16 protein-coding genes and 1 pseudogene are annotated in these 17,412 nt (G+C 67.5%); 13 read left to right on the top strand and 4 right to left on the bottom strand.

What is annotated here, in order from left to right; genetic code table 11:
• Positions 1 to 421: 421 nt before the first annotated feature.
• Positions 422 to 1,414 carry an alpha/beta fold hydrolase gene (locus tag VMD50_RS03485; RefSeq protein ID WP_325424892.1) on the top strand — a complete coding sequence of 331 codons (993 nt, stop codon included), beginning with the start codon at positions 422 to 424 and terminating at the stop codon, positions 1,412 to 1,414.
• A gap of 15 nt (positions 1,415 to 1,429) precedes the next feature.
• Here VMD50_RS03485 and VMD50_RS03480 read toward each other — a convergent pair whose 3' ends face one another.
• The 3 genes from VMD50_RS03480 to VMD50_RS03470 form a co-directional block, all read right to left on the bottom strand.
• Entirely contained in the window at positions 1,430 to 2,233 is an 804-nt protein-coding gene (locus VMD50_RS03480) for a class I SAM-dependent methyltransferase (RefSeq protein WP_325424896.1), read from the bottom strand.
• Positions 2,234 to 2,244: 11 nt separating this feature from the next.
• Positions 2,245 to 2,715 carry a GbsR/MarR family transcriptional regulator gene (locus VMD50_RS03475; RefSeq protein WP_325424890.1) on the bottom strand — a complete coding sequence of 157 codons (471 nt, stop codon included), beginning with the start codon at positions 2,713 to 2,715 and terminating at the stop codon, positions 2,245 to 2,247.
• Positions 2,716 to 2,832: 117 nt separating this feature from the next.
• A complete protein-coding gene (locus tag VMD50_RS03470; RefSeq protein ID WP_325424888.1) occupies positions 2,833 to 3,852 on the bottom strand; it encodes a nitronate monooxygenase in 1,020 nt (339 codons plus the stop codon).
• Positions 3,853 to 3,958: 106 nt separating this feature from the next.
• On the opposite strand from VMD50_RS03470, the gene VMD50_RS03465 reads away from it, so the two are divergent.
• The 4 genes from VMD50_RS03465 to VMD50_RS03450 all read left to right on the top strand — a co-directional run bounded on the left by VMD50_RS03465 (position 3,959) and on the right by VMD50_RS03450 (position 8,292).
• On the top strand, positions 3,959 to 5,560 hold the full coding sequence (locus VMD50_RS03465; RefSeq protein WP_325424886.1) for an arylsulfatase: 1,602 nt from the start codon (positions 3,959 to 3,961) through the stop codon (positions 5,558 to 5,560).
• Positions 5,561 to 5,645: 85 nt separating this feature from the next.
• Positions 5,646 to 5,882: a hypothetical protein gene (locus VMD50_RS03460; protein WP_325424898.1), complete on the top strand. Its 237-nt coding sequence runs from the start codon at positions 5,646 to 5,648 to the stop codon at positions 5,880 to 5,882.
• Positions 5,883 to 5,911: 29 nt separating this feature from the next.
• A complete protein-coding gene (locus tag VMD50_RS03455) occupies positions 5,912 to 7,126 on the top strand; it encodes an FAD-dependent oxidoreductase (protein WP_325424884.1) in 1,215 nt (404 codons plus the stop codon).
• A 161-nt stretch (positions 7,127 to 7,287) separates the two neighbouring features.
• Complete coding sequence (locus VMD50_RS03450; RefSeq protein WP_325424882.1) at positions 7,288 to 8,292, top strand: Gfo/Idh/MocA family protein; 1,005 nt, start codon at positions 7,288 to 7,290, stop codon at positions 8,290 to 8,292.
• Here VMD50_RS03450 and VMD50_RS03445 read toward each other — a convergent pair.
• Entirely contained in the window at positions 8,289 to 9,140 is an 852-nt protein-coding gene (locus VMD50_RS03445) for a sugar phosphate isomerase/epimerase family protein (RefSeq protein ID WP_325424880.1), read from the bottom strand. The genes VMD50_RS03450 and VMD50_RS03445 overlap by 4 nt on opposite strands.
• 102 nt (positions 9,141 to 9,242) lie before the next feature.
• Here VMD50_RS03445 and VMD50_RS03440 point away from each other — a divergent pair, with 102 nt between their 5' ends.
• From VMD50_RS03440 to VMD50_RS03405, 8 genes and pseudogenes are all read left to right on the top strand, one after another.
• On the top strand, positions 9,243 to 9,899 hold the full coding sequence (locus VMD50_RS03440) for a TetR/AcrR family transcriptional regulator (protein WP_325424878.1): 657 nt from the start codon (positions 9,243 to 9,245) through the stop codon (positions 9,897 to 9,899).
• A gap of 154 nt (positions 9,900 to 10,053) precedes the next feature.
• Complete coding sequence (locus tag VMD50_RS03435; RefSeq protein WP_325424876.1) at positions 10,054 to 11,259, top strand: cytochrome P450; 1,206 nt, start codon at positions 10,054 to 10,056, stop codon at positions 11,257 to 11,259.
• Complete coding sequence (locus VMD50_RS03430) at positions 11,256 to 12,092, top strand: mycofactocin-coupled SDR family oxidoreductase (protein WP_325424874.1); 837 nt, start codon at positions 11,256 to 11,258, stop codon at positions 12,090 to 12,092. Before VMD50_RS03435 ends, VMD50_RS03430 begins: the two co-directional genes overlap by 4 nt.
• 17 nt (positions 12,093 to 12,109) lie before the next feature.
• Positions 12,110 to 13,081: an enoyl-CoA hydratase/isomerase family protein gene (locus VMD50_RS03425; protein WP_325424872.1), complete on the top strand. Its 972-nt coding sequence runs from the start codon at positions 12,110 to 12,112 to the stop codon at positions 13,079 to 13,081.
• A 20-nt stretch (positions 13,082 to 13,101) separates the two neighbouring features.
• Positions 13,102 to 15,459, top strand: a complete 2,358-nt coding sequence (locus VMD50_RS03420) for a CaiB/BaiF CoA transferase family protein (protein WP_325424870.1) — start codon at positions 13,102 to 13,104, stop codon at positions 15,457 to 15,459.
• A 5-nt stretch (positions 15,460 to 15,464) separates the two neighbouring features.
• Entirely contained in the window at positions 15,465 to 16,220 is a 756-nt protein-coding gene (locus tag VMD50_RS03415) for an SDR family NAD(P)-dependent oxidoreductase (RefSeq protein WP_325424894.1), read from the top strand.
• A pseudogene (locus VMD50_RS03410) lies at positions 16,217 to 16,491 on the top strand (hypothetical protein); the annotation flags it as partial. The gene VMD50_RS03415 and the pseudogene VMD50_RS03410, both read left to right, overlap by 4 nt.
• Positions 16,492 to 16,599: 108 nt before the next feature.
• Positions 16,600 to 17,412 (top strand): DUF222 domain-containing protein (locus VMD50_RS03405; RefSeq protein ID WP_325424868.1); only part of this gene is annotated, 813 nt, incomplete at its 3' end.

Raw genomic sequence — 17,412 nt, 5'->3', positions numbered from 1 at the left:
GGGCGCAGCCGGATCGCATTTGCCCGCGGCTTCGCCGAATTCGCCTGCGGTAGCTTCGAAGTCGTTGCCCACCTTTGCGCGGTTGGTGGCGTCATGGGCGGCAACTACTAGCGGCATCCCGGTGGGACTGCGGTGAATCATCCCCGGCGGCAACTAATTCGGGTGTTGCCGTGGCCATCAAGACAGGCCTTCCTCTCGGCCTGACGGAGCTGACGACCGCAACTCCTGCTCGATAGTCCTGCGAAGCGGCGCTGCGGTCCGATGGCCGCGGCACACCCGCCTGAGCACAATGCGCAAAAGCTCAAAATCGCCTGTTGCGTGGCTATCGCGCACAAGCGAGCCAGCGCCGGTGGCACTTCCGTAGCTTCGAGTGCACAAGGTGTCGGGACCCGCTCGACATCGCACCGTGCAGGAGTCCGCCGTGTTCACTCAGCCAGAATTGACTACGGGAACAAATGCGTATCGCGCTGCCACCCAAGCGTTTCCACAGCGGCTGGACGCGAAGCGTGATGGCTATGTCGAGCGCACGGTGGTCACGAGTGACGGTGTGCGCCTGGCGGTCCGCGACCACAACCCCGCCGGTCGCGAGCACACCGTGGTCCTGCTGCACGGTCTGTGCCTCACGCAGGCGAGCTGGGAACTCCAGGTCCGCCACCTGAAGCGCCAGTGGGGCAATCGCATCCGGATCATCACCTACGATCACCGCGGCCACGGCGCCTCGACCGGCGCCGACATGCACACGTACCGGATCGACCGGCTCGCCGCCGACCTTGCCGACGTCCTGACCACCCTGCGCGTGGAGGGCCCGCTCACGCTGGCCGGACACTCGATGGGCGGCATGACGGCGCTGGCCTACCTGGGCCAGCCCGCCGCCGATCGTCCGGTGGATCCGCAGGGCTTGGTCCTGGTCGCCACCGCGGCGGGTCGGCTGGCCGAGCGAGGGCTCGGCCGCTTGCTGGACAGCCGCGCGACGGAGATCGTGTTCGACCTCGTTCACCACCTGCCCCGCCGCGCCCTGGACAAGGCGATCAGGGGATTTGTGCGGCCGGTTTTCGACGGCCTGATCAAGTATTCCGGTGCCGACCGCGACGGCGCCGCGGCGCTCACGGCATCCGCCATCCGCTCGGTCTCGTTGACGACCGCGGCCGGCTTCCTGCCCAGCCTGAAGCGCTACGACCAGTACGCCGCGCTGGCCTCGATCGTCGCCAACACGATCGTCATCAGCGGCGGAGCGGACAAGACGACGCCGGCCGAGCACGCGCGTGACATGGTCGCGGCCATACCCGACGCCACCCACCTGCACCGCCCGGGTGCCGGGCACATGCTGCTCGGGGAGCACCCGCAGTGCGTCGGTGAGGCGATCGACCGCGTGATGGGCATGCGGGCTCCGTCCGTTCGCGGCGCGGCCAGTTGACTGCGGGGGGACGCGTCAGAAATCGAAGCGGTTGAGCACGTCGTAGTTGCGCAGTGACGTGGCGTTGACCAGCCGCCACAGCAGCCGCAGTGGCGCCGAGGGTATCCGGTCGCAGAGCGCCCCCGGGGTGGACTGCTCGAGGAGGCGCAGGCGCGGGTTCCATCGCTCGATGTCGCGGGCGTCGCGGATGCCCCATTTGGTAATGCTCTTGGTAAACAGCTTGGACAGCCGCGGACCCATCGGCGACACGGTGTCGAAGAGGAGCTCGCCGCTGGCGAATCGATCCGTGAGGCGCTGTAGCAGCGTGCGCACCTGGGGCTCGGTCAGATACATGACGAGTCCCTCGGCGACCATCAGCATCGGACCGTCTCCGGGTATCTCGTCCAGCCAGTTGTCGGTCACCGACGAGCCGATCATCCGGTAGCCGTCGCGGTCGTCGTAAAGCTTGCGGCGCAACGCGATCACGTCGGGTTGATCGACGTCGAACCACTGCACGGATTTCGGTGGATTCAGCCGGACAGCCCGGGTGTCCATGCCGCAGCCCAGGTGCAGCACGACGGCATCCGGATGGCGGCGCAGGAAGCCGGCGCTCCAGTCGTCGAACTGTTTGGCTCGCATGGTGACCAGATACTGGTTCGATCCGGGCCGCATGGCGCGACGCATGCGGGCCCAGTCGTAATCGATGCGGTCCACCGCCTCGGCGGCCGCAGTGTCACCCAGAATCGGTGCCGGCGAACGGCTTTCGGATGCCCTCAGGTACAGAGTGCACAGGTTCGTCCACTCCACAGAACCCCACCGCACATCGCTGAAGTCGACCATGCCCGTCCGAGTCACCGCTGTTTCCTTCCCTCCCGATATTCGGTCCACATGTGCATGAGCTGGTCGCGGTACGCCCGGGTGCAGAACTCGCAGAAATCCCGGAAGTCCTCGATACGCTGCCGCTGCTCGGCGCGGTCGTCACCCAGCACCGACAAAGCGAACTCGGCGGGCTCGATGCCCAGCCGCATCAGCGACAGCTGCGTTTCCAGGACGCTGGTGAACCCGCCCGGCGTGACCCGATAAAGGTGTTGACGGTTCGGGCTCGGCAGGCGCTCCACCATGCCGCCTTCGAGCAGCTGCCGGGCAACGGTGCTAATCGATGCCTTGCTCACTGACAGCGCCTCGGCCAGCTGGGTCAACGACTGCTGCGGCGGATCACAGATCAGCAGCCACCCGTATACCCGACCCATGGTTCGGGTGGCGCCGAGGAGTTCGAAGAACAGCCCGAGGCGGTCGACGAACTCGGCCTCGTCCGGTGACATCAGCCCTGCCTTGTTAGCCCTACCTTGTTCGTTCAGTACATACTAAACATAATTTACAAAGCAGCCGCGGAACTCGGGGAAGAGCGTTTCAGCCGCTTGCCAGCGGCGCGGGGTCGATCAGAGCTCGGAAGCCAGCCGCCGCAGGATGTCGGCCGCGGGCTCGGCGGTGGCGTGCCGGTACCCCGTGCCCGCCCACAGGTGGACGTAGTCGGGTTTCCCCGCGGCCGCGGCGGCTTTGCGCATCCCGGTGGTGAGGTAGTGAATCGCCGGATAGCCCAACGGCGCCTGCGGTTCGTGGGCGTCGATGAACGCGTTTCGCAGTCCGCGCGCCGGGCGGCCGGTGAACGCCCGAGTGATCACCGTTTCGGTGTACGCGGGATCGGTGAGGGCTCCGCGGTGCGTCGCCGAGGCGCCGCTCTCGTTGGCACGCAGCAAAACGGTTCCGACGACGGCCGCCGCGGCGCCCGCGCGAACGACCTCGGCCACCGCGGCGGAAGTGGCGAGCCCGCCGGCGGCCATGATCGGCAGCGGAACGGTCGCCGCGACCTGGCGCACGAGGTCGACGATCGGCACCGGTCTCAGTGGCTGGCGCGGCGAGAGCGTGCCGGAATGCCCGCCCGCGGCCGCCGCCTGCACGGCAAGCATGTCGACCCCGGCTTCGTGGGCCAGCGCCGCCTCCTCCGCTGTCGTCACCGTTTGGACCACGACGGTATTGGCGCGCTGCAAGGCCGTGATGACGTCGCGCGGCGGTATTCCGAAGGTGAACGACGCCATCGGCACCGGGTCGTCGAGCAACAGCGCGATCTTCTCGTCGAATCTGTCGGTGTCCTCGATCGGCTCCGGCGGCAGGGTGACCGCGAACTGGTCGGCATCTTGCTGAACGATCGCCGCGTAGGTCCGGTAGCCATCCGGGTCGACCGGCAGCGGATTGGGCGCAAACAGGTTGATGCCGAACGGGATTCCCTCGGCACGGACCTTCTTGATCTCCGCCTCCACCGCCTCGACGGTCTTGTAGCCGGCCGCGAGCATGCCCAGGGCACCGGCCCGGGTCGCGGCCGACACCATCTCCGGAGTGGTGGGACCGCCCGACATCGGGGCGGCGACGAGCGGAACGGACATCCCGAACTCTGCCAGCATTCACTGACAATAGCCGCCGGCGCCGCGCTACCTCCGACGTGCCATCCCGGCGCCGGACCTGACAGGATGCTTCAGCGTGAAGCGACCCAGCGTGAAGCGACCCAGCGTGAAGCGACCCAACTTCTTAGTGATCGTGGCGGACGACCTCGGGTTTTCCGATATCGGCGCGTTCGGCGGCGAGATCAACACGCCGAACCTGGATCGGCTGGCCTACGCCGGCGTGCGGTTCACCGATTTTCATTCCGCCCCGGCCTGTTCGCCGACGCGGGCGATGCTGCTGACCGGCACTGACCACCACATCGCCGGCATCGGCACGATGCTCGAAGTCGCGATCCCCGGATTTCGGGGCGCGCCCGGCTACGAGGGCTACCTGAACGACCGCGTGGTGGCGTTGCCCGAACTGCTGCGCGACGCCGGATATCTGACGCTGATGTCGGGCAAGTGGCACCTTGGTCACACCATCGAGACTTCTCCGTGGGCCCGGGGATTTGAGCGCTCGTTCGCCTTGCTGCCGGCCGGCGCCAGCCATTACGGCCCGGCCGCGGGCGGCGGGTTCTCGCCGGTGGCAACGCTTTACACCGAGGACGACCAGTTCGTGACCGTCGGCGACGACTTCTACTCCTCCGACTCCTACACCGACACGCTGCTGCGGTACCTTCGCGAACGCCCTTCCGAGGACGACCGGCCGTTCTTCGCCTACCTGCCCTTCCAGGCGCCACACTGGCCGTTGCAGGCGCCGGACGAATCCATCGCGGCCTACCACGGCCGCTACGACGCGGGGCCGGATGCCTTGCGCGAGGCCCGGCTGGAGGCGCTCAAGAAGCTCGGCCTGTGCCCGCCCGACGTCGTGGCGCACCCGGTGGTGGCCGACGGCGCGCCCGAGTGGGACGACATGACCGACGACGAGCGCGCGCGGTCGGCCCGCAGCATGGAGGTCTACGCGGCGATGGTGGACCGGATGGATTACAACATCGGGCGGGTGATCGACTACCTCGCCGAAACGGGGGAACTGAACGACACGGTAGTGATCTTCTTGTCCGACAATGGCGCTGAGGGCGCGATGGTCGAGGCGATGCCGCTGCGTGGCCCCGAAATCGTCGCGCAGATCGAAAAGTATTGCGACAACAGCCTCGAGAACCTGGGCCGAGCCACCTCGTTCATCTGGTATGGCCCGCGGTGGGCGCAGGCCGCCACGGCGCCGTCGCGCCTGCACAAGGCTTTCACCACCGAAGGCGGGATCCGGGTGGTGGGCTTCGTCACGTGGCCCGGCTTCGCCCGGCAGGCCGAGATCGGCACGGTGTTCACCACCGTCATGGACATCGCCCCGACCGTCCTCGAGCTCGCGGGCGTCGCCCATCCCGGCACCGACTACCGGGGCCGTGCGGTCGAACCCATGCGGGGCCGCTCGCTGGTGGCGTATCTGTCGGGCGACAGCGAAGCGGTGCACGACGACGAAACCGGCACGGGCTGGGAGTTGTTCGGGCGCCGCGCGATTCGCCAGGGCGACTGGAAGGCGGTCTATCTGCCCGCGCCGTACGGTACGGGCGCCTGGCAGCTCTACGACCTCTCCGGCGACCCCGGCGAGATCGACGACCTGGCCGGCGCGCGGCCCGACAAGCTCGCCGAGCTGCTGGCGTTGTGGGACCGCTACGTCGAGGAAACCGGGGTGGTCCTCGGCCCCGTGTCGGTGTTCGACGCCGGCCTCTAGAGGGCGGGGCCTCTCAGGAAACCACCAGGCGCGTCGGCTATCTTCGGCGGGTATTTGGGACGCGGAGGGTCGGAGGGGCTTGGGGATGACGCCGGACACCGAGACGGGGACCGAGAAGTCCGGCACCCGTGGCCATCTCGAGGCCGATCTCGAAACGATCGGCCATGGCAACCCCGCTGCCGAGCAGTTGAAGTGCCATGTCTGCCATCACGATTACGAGCGGCCCGACATGCTGGCCTGCGACACCCACGGCGCGCACGTCTGCTCGCTGTGCTTGTCCACCGACCGGGTGGGCGACCACGTGCTGCCTGCCCACGGCTAGCGCTTCCGGCGCCTTATGCTTGAGCGCTGATGGCCGAGACGACGACGTGCGCGATTATCGGCGGCGGGCCCGCCGGGATGGTCCTCGGGCTGCTGCTGGCCCGGGCCGGTGTCGACGTCACGCTGCTCGAAAAGCACGGGGACTTCCTGCGCGACTTTCGCGGCGACACGGTGCATCCGAACACGATGCGGTTACTCGACGAGCTCGGGTTGTGGGAGCGCTTCGCGGAGCTGCCGTTCACCGCGGTCAGCAACGCGAAATTCGAGTCGGACGGGCGCTCGGTGACCTACGTCGACTTCGACCGCCTGCGCCAACCCCACCCGTTCGTCGCGATGGTGCCGCAGTGGGACCTGCTCAACCTGCTCGCCGATGTCGCCCAAGCCGAGCCGAGCTTCACGCTGCGGATGCAGACCGAGGCCACTGGCCTGCTGAGGGAGGGCGGCAGGGTCACCGGCGTGCGCTACCAAGGGCCCGACGGCGCGGGTGAACTGCGGGCTGAGTTGACGGTCGCGTGCGACGGCCGATGGTCGATCGCTCGCCGGGTGGCCGGGTTGAAGACGCGCGAATACCCGGTGAGTTTCGACGTGTGGTGGTTCAGGTTGCCACGCGAGGGCGCCGCGGAATTCTCCTTCCTGCCTCGCGTCGCCCCCGGCAAGGCGCTCGGCGTGATTCCGCGCGAGGGCTACGACCAGATCGCCTACCTCGGCGCCAAGGGGACCGACGCCCAATTGCGCGCGCGGGGTATCGAGGCGTTCCGCCGTGACGTCAGCGCGCTGCTGCCGGAGTCCGCCGGGTCGGTGGCGGCGCTGACGTCCATGGACGACATCAAGCACCTTGATGTCCGGGTGGATCGGCTGCGTCCCTGGCACACCGATGGCCTGCTGTGCATCGGCGACGCGGCGCACGCGATGTCGCCGCTCGGGGGCGTCGGCATCAACCTGGCAGTCCAGGACGCCGTCGCCGCCGCGACTCTGTTGGCCGAACCGCTGCGGCAGCACCGGGTCACGGTTCGCGACCTGGCGGCGGTCCGGCGACGCCGCTTGTTTCCCACCGCGGTGACCCAAGCGGTGCAACGGGTGCTGCAGAGACAGTTGCTCGGCCCACTCCTGCGCGGCCAGGACCCGACCCCGCCCGCGGCCCTGTTCAGGGTGATGGAGCGGCTGCCGTGGCTGGCGGTCCTGCCCGCGTATTTCATCGGCGTCGGGGTCCGGCCCGAGCGCGCGCCCGCATTCGCGCGCCGCTAAGTGGTGATCGCGAGCGCGGCCTAGCCGGGCGAAGCGGGTCGCCACGATCAGGACCAGGCGCCGAGATCGGGGTTAGCGCGCAAAAGTGCGGGTAAACCGCGCGCTAACGTCGATTTCGACGATGGCCGCGGCAGAGGTGACCAAGTGCTAGCGTCTGATCCGTGGCGCAAAATGGGGCTCCGATCCGGTTCGGGATCCTGGGCGCCGCCCGCATCGCGCCGCTGGCGCTCGTCAACCCGGCGAAGGAAAACAGCGATGTCGAGGTGGCCGCCGTAGCGGCACGCGATGCGTCGCGGGGGCAGGCCTTCGCGAGGAAACACGGCATCGGCAGGGTGCACGAAAGTTACGACGCACTGATCGCCGACCCAGACCTCGACGCGGTCTACATCCCGCTGCCGAACGGCCTGCACGGCCGGTGGACCAGGGCCGCGCTGGCCGCCGGCAAGCACGTCTTGTGCGAAAAGCCGTTCACCGCCAACGCCGCCGAGGCGCGCGAAATCGCGGAATTGGCGAAGAATTCGGATCGCGTGGTGATGGAGGCATTCCACTATCGCTATCACCCGCTGAGCCGGCGCGTCGAGCAGATCATCACCTCCGGTGAGCTCGGCAAGCTCACCCGGGTGGAGGCCGCCCTGTGCTTCCCGCTGCCGAAGTTCTCTGACATCCGCTACAACTACTCGCTGGCGGGCGGGGCGACGATGGACGCCGGGTGTTACGCGGTCCACATGGTCCGCACATTCGGCGGTTCCACCCCGGAAGTCGTTTCGGCACAGGCGAAATTGAGAGACCCGCGGATCGACCGGGCCATGACGGCCGAGGTGAAGTTCGCCGAAGGGCATACCGGCCGGATCCGCTGTTCGATGTGGTCGTCGTGGCTACTGCAGATCAGCGCCCGCGTGGTCGGCGAACGCGGTGAGATGCGGGTCTTGAATCCGGTGCTGCCGCACCTTGTCAATCGGCTGAGCGTCCGATCGCCCGACGGCAAACGCGTAGAGCGTTTCTCGCGCCGCACCTCCTACGCCTATCAGCTCGACGCTTTCGCCGCGGCGGTGCTACGCGGCGAGCCGTTTGAGACGACCCCCGAAGACGCGATCGAGAACATGACCGTCATCGACGCGATCTATACCGCCGCCGGCCTGCCGCTGCGCGAACCGACTGAGCGCTAAGTCGTTGACCCGGGCGGTATTTCGGACAACAAGCGCCGTGCCGCCTCCACACATGGGCGGAGGCGATCGATCGGGCCGACGCCATCCAGTGCCAGTGATCGCCTTGGCACCTCGATCTCGATCACGATGTCGGGTGGGAGCGCCGAAAGGATTTCGCGCAGCGGTAGTTCGCCTTCGCCGGGAACCATGCGCTCAAACATGGCCTCCTCCATGTAGTTGTCGCCGCGCGGCCTCAGCGTCGTGTCGTTCAGTTGGGCGTACCCGATGTGATCGGGGTCGAGGGCCGCGACGTCGGCCGCGCAGGAGCCCGATCGCACCAGGTGCATAGTGTCGATCAACAAACGGAAGTCCGACCGTCCAACGTGTTGCCGAGCGGCCAGCGCGGTGGGCAGGTCGCCGACGGTCAGGCCCGGCACCGGCTCGACGAGGGTCTGGATGCCGCGTTGCGCGGCGAGTTCCGTCAGGACCGCCAACTGGTCGAAGGTGCGGCCGAGGTCGGGATCGAGGCTGACGACGTTGATCCGGGGAACCCCGAGCTCGGCCAGCGCGTCGAGATCGGCCGTGAACGTGCGCATCTCGGCATCGGGCATGATCAGAAATCCGTCGCCGAGCGAGATCGTCACGCCGCGGTGATCCATGGCGGCGAGCATGTCTCGGCGCAGTCTGGCGTCCTTCAACGAGAAGCCGGGGTAGCCGAGCGGCACCAACGGAAGCCCCCGTACCACCGCAGACATGTGCCGGCAGCCAAGATCCGCGGTGAGATCGACGAATTCCACTGGCGGAAGACCGAACCCGCCGAGGAAACCAATTCCGAGCCGTTCCGACGCCGGTGACTGGGGCTGGTCCACGTGAATGAGCGTAAGACCATTCGTCTTCAATGCCGGGCGACAGGGGTACCCCCCTTTACCTACACTACGAATATAGAGTAGCCTCATGGTCCGGAACACGCGATGGACAAACGACGAAAGCCCAACCCCACCGAACGCCGCCGCGACCTGTGCGATGCGGCGATCCATCTCTTGGCCCAGGATGGGGCCAAGGGGCTGAGCCATCTCAAGGTCGACCGCCGGGCTGATGTGCCGGACGGCACGACATCGTTCTATTTCCGGACCCGCTCGGCGCTGCTGCGCGCCGTGGCCGAGCGGCTGGCGGAGCTGGACCTGGCGACCCTGCAGTCGGTCGCCGACGACGGCTCTCCCGGTCGCCGACACCACCCGTCGCCGTCGCGGTTGTCACAGGTGGTGATCCAAGCCGGCACCGAGCCGCAACTGTCGCGGACGAAGGCCAGGTACGAGCTGACGATGCAGGCCACGCGCGACCCGGCGCTGGCCGCGATACTGCAGCAGGCCACGGACGGATTCACCAAGCTGCACCGCGAAATCCTGGTGCAGCTCATGCCGCGTGGTGGCGAGCTGGAACCGGCGGTGGTCGAGGATCTGAGCAATATCACGCTGACCTTCATCAACGGGCTGCTGCTGCGCTTCGCCCACGGCGACCGAATCATCGACAGTCCCGAGCAGCTCGACGGCATCTTGACGGCCATGGCCACCGGCGTTCTGAGGAGCTCGGACAAGGGGCGGCTCACCCGGACCGCCGCCTCGGGTTGAGCGCACCGACCATGTTTCGCCCCGCCGGCTCTTGCCAGGGCACCCGCCGTATGGTTCTCTACGGGAATAGAGTGATTCGGCATTCACAGGCTTTAAGCGGAGTGTACAAATTGCCGGGACCGATTCCGGAAATGGCGGCGGCAGGAGGGATTTCGTGACGGCGAGCACCGACAGCGACGTTCATTTCGACCCATACGACGTCGAGCTCATCGCCGACCCGTACCCGATGTTCTCCCGTCTGCGGGACGAGGCGCCGCTCTACTACAACCCCGAATATGATTTCTTCGCGTTGAGCCGGTACGCCGATGTCACCAAGTCGCTCGTCGACCACGCCACCTTCAGCTCCGCGCGGGGCGCGATCCTGGAGTTGATCAAGGCCAACCTCGAAATCCCCCCGGGAATGCTGATCTTCGAGGACCCGCCGATCCACGATGTGCATCGCAAGCTGTTGTCACGTATGTTCACGCCGCGCAGGATCGCGGCGCTCGAGCCGATGATCCGCGAGTTCTGCGCTCAACTCCTGGATCCCCTGGTGGGAACGGGTCGATTCGACTTCGTCACCGACCTGGGCGCGCAAATGCCGATGAAGGTCATCAGCTCGCTGCTCGGCATCCCCGACGACGACCAGGAATACATCCGCGACCGCGGCAACGCGCAACTCCGCACCGAGGCCGGGAAGCCCATGACCGCCGCCCGGCACGGCCTGTCGGTGGGCGAGCAGTTCGAGGCCTACATCGAGTGGCGCGCCGAACATCCGTCCGACGACATCATGACCGAACTGCTCAACGTCGAATTCGTCGACGAGACGGGCACCAGGCGGCGGCTGACCCGCGAGGAGATACTCGTCTACCTCAACGTGGTCGCCGGCGCGGGCAACGAGACGACCACTCGGCTGATCGGTTGGGCCGGAAAGGTTCTCGCGGAGCACCCCGGCCAGCGCCGCGACCTCGCCGCAAACCCGGAACTGATCCCGCAGGCGATTGAGGAGCTGCTGCGCTATGAGCCACCCGCGCCCCACGTCTCGCGGTATGTCACCCACGACGTCAGCCTGCACGACCGGACGGTGCCCGAGGGCAGCGTGATGATGATGCTCATCGGGTCGGCGTGCCGCGACGAACGCCAATTCGGGCCCGATGCCGGCGAATTCAACATCCACCGGTCGGCCCGCCCACACCTGACCTTCAGCGTCGGCACGCACTTCTGCCTGGGCTCGGCGCTGGCGCGGCTGGAAGGCCGCGTCGCCCTGGAGGAGATTCTGCAAAGGTTCCCCGAGTGGGAGATCGACCTGACCCGGGCGCAGCTGAGCCCGACGTCGACGGTGCGCGGCTGGGAGTCCATGCCGGCCGCGGTGCCGCGATGACCGGCCGCGTCGCGGGCAAGGTGGCCCTCATTAGCGGCGCCGCCCGGGGCCAGGGCCGCAGCCACGCGGTGCGCCTGGCGCAGGAGGGGGCCGACATCATCGCGGTCGACATCTGCGGACCCATCGACAACTTGGCCTACCCACACTCCACCCCGGCCGATCTCGCCGAAACCGCGGACCTGGTGAAGGCCCAGAATCGCCGCATCGTGACCGCCCAAGTCGACGTGCGCGACTACGACGCCCTCAAGACCGCCGTGGACAGCGGGGTGGAACAACTCGGCCGGCTCGACATCATCGTCGCGAACGCGGGCATCGGCACCTTCGGCAACAAGCTGCACAAGATTGGCGAGAAGATCTGGCAGGACATGATCGACGTCAACCTTTCCGGTGTCTGGCATACCGTGAAAGCCGGTGTGCCGCACATCATCGCGGGCGGGCGCGGTGGCTCCATCGTGCTGACCGGCTCGGTCGGGTCGCACAAGGCCATGGCTTACACCGGCCATTACATCGCCGCCAAGCACGGCGTGATCGGGCTGATGCGCGCCTTCGCGGTCGAGCTGGGCCAGCACATGATCCGGGTGAACTCCGTGCACCCCAGCCAGGTCAACACCCCGATGACGATGAACGACGTGACCTTCCGCCTGTTTCGACCGGACCTGGAGAATCCCGGACCGGACGACTTCGCCCCGTTCTCGCAGATGACCCACACGCTGCCGGTGCCCTGGGTGGAAGCCGCCGACATCAGCAACGCCGTACTGTTCCTCGCCTCTGACGAATCTCGTTATGTCACAGGCGTTTCGCTTCCCGTCGACGCGGGAGCTTTGCTCAAGTAAAGAAAGTGGAGACAGCCATGCCTGAGTACGACTACGAGAAGATGAAGAAGGAAGCCGAGCAGTACATCAAGTTCGAGAAGGACAAGAAGAACCGGATCGCCTACATCACCTTCGACCGTCCCGACGCGCAGAACGCCACCACCTTGGGGATGCGGCAGAACTATGCCGACCTGATCCACAAGTGCAACGTCGACGACGACGTCAAGGTCGTCGTGATCCGCGGCGAGGGTGAGGATTTCGGCAGCGGCGGGGACCTGCCCGAGCAGCGCGGGATGCTGGAAAACCCCGGTATGCCGCTGCTGCACGAGCTTGCGATCAACGACGACGACGTCAAGTACCCGCCGGGCGGCTCGTATCGCTACCTGTCCACCGTCACCGACTTCTACGCCAAGGCCCGGGCCGGCAACCGGCCGCTGCAGGAGTTGCGCAAGATCAGCATCATCGAGGCCAAGGGCTACTGCTACGGGTGGCACTTCTATCAGGCCGGCGACGCCGATCTGGTGGTCTCCTCCGACGACGCCCTCTTCGGGCACCCGGCCTTCCGTTACGTGGGCTGGGGCCCACGCCTGTGGTGGTGGGCCGAGACGATGGGCCTGCGCAAGTTCTCCGAAATGCTGTTCACCGGGCGGCCGTTCAGCGCGAAGGAAATGTACGACTGCGGCTTCGTCAACAGCGTGGTGCCCCGCGAGAAGCTGGAGGAAGAGACGTTGAAGTATGCGATGGCCTGTTCCCGCTCCCGCCCAACCGACACCGTCGCCGTTCAGAAGACGTTCCTGGAGTTGTACAAGCAGCACAAGGGCGAATACTTCGGCAGCCTGCTCACCGGCATGGTCGAGGGCATGCTGCCGTTGATCGCCAACGACCAGGCGAACGAGGTCGACCTCACCGAGGGCACCTTCGAAAAGGGCCTCAACAACGTGGTGAAGGACAACGATCTGAACTTCCCGCCGGAGTGGCGCCTGAGCCGCTCGGGAAGAAAGAAGCCCTGATCCGCCTTGAGGGGGCGCCCATGTCGGCATTGACGGGCATCAGGATCGTCGAGTTGGCCGGAAACGTCGCGGGGGAGTACTGCGGAAAGCTGCTGGCCGATTTCGGCGCCGAGGTGATCAAGGTCGAGGCGCCGGAACGCGGGAGCCCCACCCGCGCGATGGCACCCATCCTGGCCGATGGGTGCGAAGGCAGCGCCCTGTTCGCCTACCTCAATACGAACAAGCGCTCCGTCGTGCTCGACATCGGCTCGGCGGCCGGCATCGAGCGCCTGCACGCGCTGATCGGGACCGCCGACGCGGTCATCCAGGACCGCGCCCCGGGCTGGTCCGTCAAGCATCCGTCCGTAGTGTTCTGCTCGATCACCCCCTTTGGCGACCGCGCGCCCGCCGAGTTCGAAAACGCTAGGAGCATCAACGTTTTTCACGCGAGCGGCTGGGGATATCACACGCCCAGTCACCCCGACCCCGACAGGCCGCCGCTGCAGGGGCCGGGACGATTCCTGGCCGACTACGAGGCGGGGCTGGATGCCGCGCTGTGTCTCGCATCGTCGCTATTCGGGCGCCTGCACACCGGCCAGGGTGAGTTCATCGACGTGTCGCAGCACGCCGTGCTGGCCTCTCGCGCCGACTGCATCCTGGGCCGGTTCATCACCGGCGAGGTCCCCACCGCGGGGCACCGAAATGATTACGACCAGGCCGGCCCGGCGGCGTTTTTTGCGTGCGCCGACGGGTTCGTCTACCTGTACATGACCAGCCGCGCCCACTGGCTCGGCATGAAGGAACTCATGGGTCATGCGGAGTGGCTAACCGCCTTCGACGACGATTGGCTGGAGTTCTCCGTCACCGCGGAAAAGGTCGCGACGTTTCAGCGGGGTTTCGCCGCCTGGATCCGGGATTTGGACAAGGAGTCCGCGGCCGACCGCGCGCAGCGGTTGGGTGTGCCGCTGGTCCCCGTCAACGATGCCGCGGATCTGCATCGGTCACCTCAGTACCGCCACCGCGGCTTCTTCCAGCGGGTAAGCCACCCCGTGCTGGGTGACGCGGCATACGCCACGGTGCCGTACGTGCTCGGCGCGTCGCCGGCCCGCATCGCCTCAGCCGCACCCGCTCTCGGCCAGCACACCGCCCCGGTCCTGGATCGGCTGGATCACCCGCGCACACCGCCGGCGGTCAGGACGCCGCAACTCAAGCCGCCCAAGCGCCCCCGCGGCGGGCCGCTGGAAGGCGTGCGCGTCGTCGAGCTCACCAAGGTGTGGGCCGGTCCCTACGCGGGAAAGCTGCTGGCGATGCTCGGCGCCGAGGTGATCAAGGTCGAAACCGCAAGCGCCCCAGAGGAGATGCGGGCCTACGGCGGCACCGACATCAATCACGCCCCCTACTTCCTCAGCATCAACCCCGAGATCCTCAGCGTGGACCTCGATATCAAGTCGGCCGAGGGAATGGCGCGGCTGCGTGAGCTGATCGCCCGCAGCGACATCGTCATCAACAACCTGCGGCCGGGCGCCATGGAGCGTCAAGGCCTGGGCTATGAACAACTCACGGCCATCAAGCCGGACATCATCTCGGTGTCGATCAAGATGTGGGGCAACGACGGACCGCTGGGGCATCAAACCGGTTACGCGCCGTGCTTTGCCGCGCTGGCCGGGCTCGCTTCGCTGGTCGGCTACCCGGGCGGTCCACCGCTCGGGACGAGCATGCGCTACGGGGATTCCACGGTCGGCGCGGCCGCCGCCTTCGCCGCCGTGGTGGCGTTGATGCATCGGGAACTCAGCGGCGCGGGCCAATTGGTCGACGTGTCGGCGGTGGAGGCCCTGTCGTCGATGATCGGGGACTGCTTGCTGGAGCAAAGCTTGACTGGAAAACGCCTCGGGCCGAGCGGCAACTCGCATCCCGACATGTGCCCGCACGGCTGCTACCCCTGCTCGAACGGTTCGTGGATCACGGTGGCCGTGGCCAACGACGCCGAATGGCGCGGCCTGTGCAGCGTGCTGGGCGCCGCGGCGCTGGCTGATGACGCACGGTACGCGACCACGGACCGGCGACACCGTCACACCGATGCGCTCGACGCCGAGCTCGCGCGGCTCACCCGCAATCACGATGCCGAGGAGCTCGCACTTCGGCTGCGGGCGGCGGGAGTGCCGGCGAGCAAGAGCGCCAACGCAATCGATGTGATCGCCGATCAACGATTGTGGGACCGCGCGTTGTATCGCTTCGTCTCCGATCACCGCGAGGGCCAGCGGCCGATACTGGGGCCGTCGTGGCGGATGGCGCGCTCCCCGACGCGGATCGAGCGCGGCGCACCGGATCTGGGCGAGGACACCGAGTACGTTGTGCGGGAGATCCTGGGCGCCGGATCACCGACGGGGGGACGACCGTGACGACAATGCTGGCGGGCGCTGCGGCCCTGGTGACCGGCGCCAGCAGCGGCATCGGAGCGGCGACGGCGAAAGCGCTCGCCGCCGAGGGCGCCGTGGTGGCCCTCCTCGCGCGCCGCGCCGACCGGCTGGCCGACCTGAAAGGCGAGATCGAATCCGCTGGCGGCGCAGCGCTGGCCGTGGCCGCCGATGTTACCGACGCCGAGGCGGTGTCGGCGGCCGTGCAACGCGCCGTCGCCGAGCTGGGGCGGCTCGACATCGTGGTGAACAACGCCGGGCTGATGCGCTCGGGGCCCGCCGCCGAGGCCCGCCCGCAGGATTGGGATGACATGGTGGCCGTCAACGTGCAGGGGGTCCTTTACGTCACCCGCGCAGCGCTTCCGCACCTGATCGACGCGGCCGCCAGCTCGCCGCGCGGCGTCGCCGACCTGGTCAGCATCGGTTCCACCGGCGGTTGGGTGGCGCGACCGAACACCGCGGTCTATTCCCTGACCAAATTCGGTGTGAATGCGTTCAGTGAGGGCCTCCGCCAGGAGGTGCTCGGAAAGCGCGTGCGCGTCGGGGTGGTGAGTCCCGGCACCGTCGATACCGAGATCTTCACCCACCTGGCCGAACCGGCGCGAGAGGCGGTCGAGCGCCAGACCGCCGGCATGGTCAAGTTGCGCCCGGAAGACATCGCCGACGCGGTGCTCTACATGGTGACGCGGGACCGCCGGGTGGCGGTCAATCACATGTTGGTGCGTGCGGCAGAGCAGACTTGGTGACCGGCGAGCGGTTCGGCCTCGCGATCCCCGCCGACCCCAACGGTTTACGCAGCGGGGGGGCGCGGTTTCTGACCGACGCGTTCCGGGCGTACGGCGTGCTCGCGGGGGCGATAACGCCGTCGCCGGCATCATCGCGTTCGGCGAGGTCGCCGGCGGCAGCACTGGGCGCAAAGTCGCCCTATCGGTCAAATACGACCGGCCGCAGCCGGGCTTGCACACCGACCTGTTCGTCAAGTTCTCGCGCGATTTCGATGATCCGGTGCGCGACAGGGAACCTGCTCGATGCGGCGAACTGCTGATCTGTAATCCCTTGTGTCACTTTAGCTTCAGTAGTCACAAAATCAGGATTCTTGTCAGTGTCCGTTCGTAGGGTTCAGGTATGAGTTCGAGCACGCGTGAGGAGATCGTAGAGGTCTTCAGCGCGCTCGATGACGATGTGGACCGGCTGTGTGAGTTGTCCTTTGACGTGCTCACGACCCCGGAGCGATTGCGCGCGTTGGAGCGCCTCGAACGCGTCACCCGGCGGCTGCGGGCGCCCCAGCACGCGCTGATCAACCAGCTCGGCGCGCAGGCCGGTGCGCAAGAGTTGGGCGGCACGCTGCGCTGTGCGCTGGCCGACCGGTTGCGCATCACCAAGGCCGAGGCCGCCCGGCGCATCGATGAAGCCGAGGACCTGGGCCCGCGTCGGGGGCTGACCGGGGAGCCGCTGGCGCCCCAGCTGGCCGCGACCGCCGCCGCCCAACGCGACGGGCGCATCGGTGATGGACACGTGCGGGTGATCCGCAGCTTTTTTGCCCATCTGCCCGCCGAGGTGGACCTGGGCACCCGCGAGGCCGCCGACGCCGACCTGGCCGCCAAGGCCCGCGGCTATCGCCCCGATGAGTTGGCCACATACGCCCAGCGAATCATGGACTGGCTCAACCACGACGGGGAATTCAGCGACGCCGAGCGCGCCCGCAAGCGCGGCATCACCATCGGCAAGCAGCAATACGACGGCATGTCGCCCATCACCGGTTATCTGACCCCCGAGGCGCGGGCCACCTTCGAACCGGTGTTGGCCAAACTGGCCGCCCCCGGGGCGTGCAACCCCGACGACGACACACCGCTCATCGACGAGACGCCCGATGAGCAGGCGGTGCGCCGCGACACCCGCTCTCAGGCTCAGCGCAACCACGACGCCCTGCTGGCCGGG

The sequence above is a fragment of the Mycobacterium sp. genome (assembly GCF_035506235.1).
GTDB lineage: Bacteria > Actinomycetota > Actinomycetes > Mycobacteriales > Mycobacteriaceae > Mycobacterium.
This window is presented reverse-complemented; position numbering and strand designations above follow the sequence as displayed.

Bases quoted from the DNA above. Each gene is read 5' to 3' on its own strand.
- VMD50_RS03480 (WP_325424896.1), bottom strand. From the start codon at position 2,233: ATGGTCGACTTCAGCGATGTGCGGTGGGGTTCTGTGGAGTGGACGAAC.
- VMD50_RS03475 (WP_325424890.1), bottom strand. From the start codon at position 2,715: ATGTCACCGGACGAGGCCGAGTTCGTCGACCGCCTCGGGCTGTTCTTC.
- VMD50_RS03470 (WP_325424888.1), bottom strand. From the start codon at position 3,852: ATGCTGGCAGAGTTCGGGATGTCCGTTCCGCTCGTCGCCGCCCCGATG.
- VMD50_RS03460 (WP_325424898.1), top strand. From the start codon at position 5,646: ATGACGCCGGACACCGAGACGGGGACCGAGAAGTCCGGCACCCGTGGC.
- VMD50_RS03455 (WP_325424884.1), top strand. From the start codon at position 5,912: ATGGCCGAGACGACGACGTGCGCGATTATCGGCGGCGGGCCCGCCGGG.
- VMD50_RS03440 (WP_325424878.1), top strand. From the start codon at position 9,243: ATGGACAAACGACGAAAGCCCAACCCCACCGAACGCCGCCGCGACCTG.
- VMD50_RS03430 (WP_325424874.1), top strand. From the start codon at position 11,256: ATGACCGGCCGCGTCGCGGGCAAGGTGGCCCTCATTAGCGGCGCCGCC.
- VMD50_RS03425 (WP_325424872.1), top strand. From the start codon at position 12,110: ATGCCTGAGTACGACTACGAGAAGATGAAGAAGGAAGCCGAGCAGTAC.
- VMD50_RS03420 (WP_325424870.1), top strand. From the start codon at position 13,102: ATGTCGGCATTGACGGGCATCAGGATCGTCGAGTTGGCCGGAAACGTC.
- VMD50_RS03415 (WP_325424894.1), top strand. From the start codon at position 15,465: ATGCTGGCGGGCGCTGCGGCCCTGGTGACCGGCGCCAGCAGCGGCATC.